Raw genomic sequence first — 4,321 nt, 5'->3', positions numbered from 1 at the left:
GTCGGCAGCGTCAGATGTGTATAAGCGACAGCCGTCTCCCCCTCTCTACCTAATTGCCCCTGTCAACACCGTCTCAGTCAAATCGGCATCTGCGAAAATCGTCCGCTGGAGATTGGTATAACTGAAATTGGCACCAGTTAAATCGGCACCAGATAAATCTGCACCAGATAAGTCCGCACCAGATAAATTGGCACCTCGTAATTTTGCCTGCTGAAGCTGTGCGCCTGTAAAGATAGTTTTAGTCAATTGCGCCCATGATAGATCGGCACTCATCAGCATTGCTCGATCGAAATTGGCGCATACGGCATAGACACTGACTAAATGCGCTCGACTCAGCCGTGCTTCGGTCAAATTGGCACGATATAAATGTGCCGAACCGAGTTCGGTTTCCGCTAAGATCGATCGAGTCAGATCGGCATTAGCTAAATTGGTTTGGACTAAATTGGCATAATTGAGCGTGGCGCGATGTAAATTGATGCCATCGAGATCCGCGCCGCGTAACTTAGCTGCGGTAAGGTCGATCGCGATCGCATTTACTCCCGCCAGATGGGCATCGCGCAGATCGGTGTAGCTGAAATTACTACCCATCAAATTTGCACCAGTCAAATTCGCGCGCCGCAAATCGGCACCTTTAGCACTACATGCGATCGTCTCGATCGATTGTAAATTAGCATCGACCAGATCCGCACCATCGACGATCGCATTACTGAGATTTGCCCCCATCAAGTTGGCTGCTACCAGTTTGGCACCGCTCAAATCCGCACGGCGAAGATTGACAGCGTGGAGATCCGCTCCGCGCAAATTCAGATCCATCAAGCTAGCATCGCTCAAATCCGGTACTTCTAGTTGCTGCTCCCGCCACTTCAACCATGCCACCGCACCGCGCCGCAACATGTCTTCTGCACTCACACCCATTTCCTACTCCTGTTTGGCTTTGTCTGGAAACGGACGCCCCGGCAAACTCTCTAACGAAGCCAAAATTCCTGCCTCCGCCGCCTTAATATCCCGTTCTTCACCGCCTAAATACAGCCGCCCAAAGACGCCGACAGCCGAAATTTGGAGGATATTAATCGCCGCCGATTTTTCGGCTTCATTAGCCGCAATTGCCGCATATGCCGCTGGCTCTACTTCCAATACATACAGCGTTTGTCCTTCCAAAATCATATTTCCCCGCCGAGACCGATTGATCATCTGAGTGTGATGGGCGGTAATATTGCGAATGATCCGACTCGAAATGACGCGCGGCTTGAGACAATCAGACTGACGGACTCCTAAATAGGCCAAAATCGCGCGTCCGGCAGCATGAACGTCGCCCTGATTGCTAGCATGAATTTCCATCAATCCATACAACCGCTCGATGATCTGCACTCCCGGTCTGACTTGAGCAGATTTGAGGGCAATGTCCATCATTTGGTTGATTTCGACCCCAGGCGAAACTTCGATCCACAGCGAGGAATCTGCTGGCAATGGCAAAAAACCCTGGGCTTCCGTACCCAAATATGCCGCATGTTGGCGTTGCAACCGATCGATAAAAACGTAACTACGCAGGTCGATTCCCAAAACTTTTTAAAACTTGTCAACCCCAATAAGTATACCGCATCTGGATTCCCCTCCGCCGCGATCGACCTTCCCTTTGGGGCGTTGCTAGAGTGAGGGATGAAAGAGCTGGTGATGGGTTAGGAGTTGGGAGAAATCAGTTTGCTGTAAAAAATTGAGCATCATATATTAAAATCAGCAACGTCCCATCTAGCTGTTGGCAATGCGCTCTAAATTCGCCATTACGCTGGGCAATACCGATCGGAACTTGCGGCCTAATAATAACCCGAATAGCCAAGAGAGTAGCCCTTGAAAGGATACTTCATGGGTAAAGTATGTACCATCCGATCGATCGCTCAAATAGCGATGCACATGTAAACTACTTAATGGCAATCCGATCTTGAATGTATAGCTGTTACCAGGATTAAATTGTGAGATCTCGAACTTAGTAGCTCCACCTGTTTTTGGCTTCAATCTGCCGATCGCACCCAGCACAAAGGCACCATCCAGATCGGCACTAATTAATTCTGTGTCCCATTGCGCCCAGTTTTCCACATCAGTCCAGATTTCCCAAATCCGTTCTGGTGCGGCGGCAGTTTTCAGCGTGTGACTAAACTTCATGACATTACCTGGTTAATCTAAGTTGATACCCGTAACCCCAGCGGTTAGAAACCGCTGCTCAGAGTGCAAAGTCCGCCTTCGCGGACTAGGAAAGTCAGTCCGCGAAGGCGGACTTTGCGACATTAGCCACGATTTCAATCGTAGGCGTTCCATCGGTAGCAACTTGAGTTAGTTATTGTCGTCTAACCTAACTTGGCAAAGACGTGTTAAGTTGACAGTGCCAATATAACGCCTACATATTGGCACTGTCAATATTGGGAGCGACAAATGGCTAAATATCATCATGGCAATCTCCGCAACACCCTGATACAAGTCGCCACCGAACTGCTAGCAGAGGAAGGTACCCACGCGCTCAGTTTGCGAAAAATGGCGCAGAGAGCTGGGGTGAGCCATAACGCACCATACATGCACTTTGCCGACAAAGAAGCCGTGCTAGCAGAGATTGCCGAAGAAGGCTTTCGTCTGCTAGCAATTGAAATTGAATCGGCGATCGCCACAGCAGAAAATAGTACTTATGAACGATTAATTGCTGCCAGCAATGCCTACATCCGCTTTGCACTCGATCGTCCCAATCACTTGCAAGTCATGTTTCGTCCCTATGAAGTCGAGAAGTATCCGAACTTGCTATTAGCCTCACAAGCAGCTCTCAACTGCTTATTCGAGCTGGTCAAATCCGGACAAGAAAACAACACCTTAATTGCTGGCAATACGCACCAAATGACCAAATCAATCTGGGCGATGGTGCATGGAGTCGCAGTAATTTCGATCGCTTACCAAACCAACATGTTGTTACCAGAAAACACCTCGATCGAGGACGGAGTTGCCTCCGTATTTGTCGGGTTTTTATTAGATGGATTAGCAACTAAAAAATCTGTCCCTGAAATTTAGGGTTTAGCAGTAAAATAAATTACCCCTGAATTCAGTAAAGCCTAAAGCCTAAAGCCTAAAGCCTAAAGCCTAGCCCTCTTCCCGCTCGTAAGCAGCGACAATCCGCTCCACCAAGGCATGGCGTACCACATCGCTCTTATTAAAATAGCAAAAACCAATCCCCTCGATGTTTTGTAAAATGCGTTGAGCGACGACTAATCCTGATGTTTGAAAAGACGGTAAATCGGTCTGCGTAACATCACCCGTGACGACCATTCTCGATCGAAAGCCGATTCGCGTCAGCAGCATTTTCATCTGTGCGGGAGTAGTATTTTGCGCCTCATCGACAATCACAAACGCATTACTCAAAGTGCGTCCGCGCATATAAGCTAACGGGGCGATTTCGATCGTGCCTTTCTCGATTAACAACGGAATTTTATCGGCATCGATAAATTCATGTAAAGCGTCATATAACGGACGCAAAAATGGATCGACCTTTTGCTGGAGATCTCCTGGCAAAAAGCCTAATTTTTCGCCAGCTTCGACGGCGGGACGCGTCAGAATCAAGCGTTCGCATTCGCCATTTAATAAAGCTTGAACGGCTAGAACTGCCGCTAGATATGTCTTGCCAGTCCCCGCAGGGCCGATACAAAAAGTTAGTTCGTGCTGGCGGATGGTTTGAATATATTGCCACTGAGCCGCAGTTTTCGGTCGAATGCGATCGCCTTTGCGAGTGGTCGCCAGTACCTCAGTTTGCATCGATTTTAATTGCGTTTCTCCGCCTGTTGCTGAGGCTTGTAGGGCTGCCCGAACGTCTACAGATGAAATTCCCTTCCCCATCTGCCACAGGGGTTGCAGCAGCTCAATTAGCGCGCGAGTGCGATCGATTTCGGCGACTGTACCATCGATAATTAATTCCTGTCCGCGCAATACTAGTTTCGCTCCCGTTTGGCGAGCGATCGTTTTTAGATTTTGTTCGCGATCTCCTGCTAGTGCATTAGCACCATCATTACTGAGTAAGTCGATTACTACGGGTGAAGGCAAGTTATTCGCGGTTGTTTCGGTCATAAATGTCTAAAAATTAGGCGTAGGAATTTTTTGATTAGATAAATCCCATGCTAATTGAAATTCTTCAGCATTAATACGTTCGCCTAGCTCGATTCCTGCTTTTGTTAACTGTTGGTCGTGGCAAGTTAAAGGGCAGTCTATTGACTAAGACTGTGAACTACCCCGCCCTGCACAATCGCGCTTACGCGCTCATGTGCGAGGACGGAGCTTCCGACTTCGAGGGCGACCG

The 4,321-nt window shown here is 48.5% G+C and carries 5 protein-coding genes; 1 reads left to right on the top strand and 4 read right to left on the bottom strand.

Annotated features, from left to right (window positions below; all coding sequences use genetic code 11):
- Positions 1-45: 45 nt before the first annotated feature.
- From C7B77_RS24980 to C7B77_RS24970, 3 genes are all read right to left on the bottom strand, one after another.
- Positions 46-909: a pentapeptide repeat-containing protein gene (locus C7B77_RS24980; RefSeq protein WP_181244024.1), complete on the bottom strand. Its 864-nt coding sequence runs from the start codon at positions 907-909 to the stop codon at positions 46-48.
- A 9-nt stretch (positions 910-918) separates the two neighbouring features.
- Positions 919-1,560 carry a beta-carboxysome protein CcmP gene (gene ccmP / locus C7B77_RS24975; RefSeq protein WP_106311306.1) on the bottom strand — a complete coding sequence of 214 codons (642 nt, stop codon included), beginning with the start codon at positions 1,558-1,560 and terminating at the stop codon, positions 919-921.
- Positions 1,561-1,746: 186 nt separating this feature from the next.
- Positions 1,747-2,157 (bottom strand): SRPBCC family protein, encoded by a 411-nt coding sequence (locus tag C7B77_RS24970; protein ID WP_106311303.1) that lies wholly within the window; start codon positions 2,155-2,157, stop codon positions 1,747-1,749.
- Between the two features lie 267 nt (positions 2,158-2,424).
- On the opposite strand from C7B77_RS24970, the gene C7B77_RS24965 reads away from it, so the two are divergent.
- Positions 2,425-3,045 (top strand): TetR/AcrR family transcriptional regulator, encoded by a 621-nt coding sequence (locus tag C7B77_RS24965; protein WP_106311300.1) that lies wholly within the window; start codon positions 2,425-2,427, stop codon positions 3,043-3,045.
- Between the two features lie 69 nt (positions 3,046-3,114).
- On the opposite strand, the gene C7B77_RS24960 is transcribed toward C7B77_RS24965, so the two are convergent.
- A complete protein-coding gene (locus C7B77_RS24960; protein ID WP_106311296.1) occupies positions 3,115-4,092 on the bottom strand; it encodes a PhoH family protein in 978 nt (325 codons plus the stop codon).
- Positions 4,093-4,321: the final 229 nt, after the last annotated feature.

The sequence above is a fragment of the Chamaesiphon polymorphus CCALA 037 genome (assembly GCF_003003845.1).
Classification (GTDB): Bacteria; Cyanobacteriota; Cyanobacteriia; order Cyanobacteriales; family Chamaesiphonaceae; genus Chamaesiphon; species Chamaesiphon polymorphus.
Note: the sequence above shows the minus strand (reverse complement) of the source record. Positions and strands in the feature narration are given on the sequence as shown.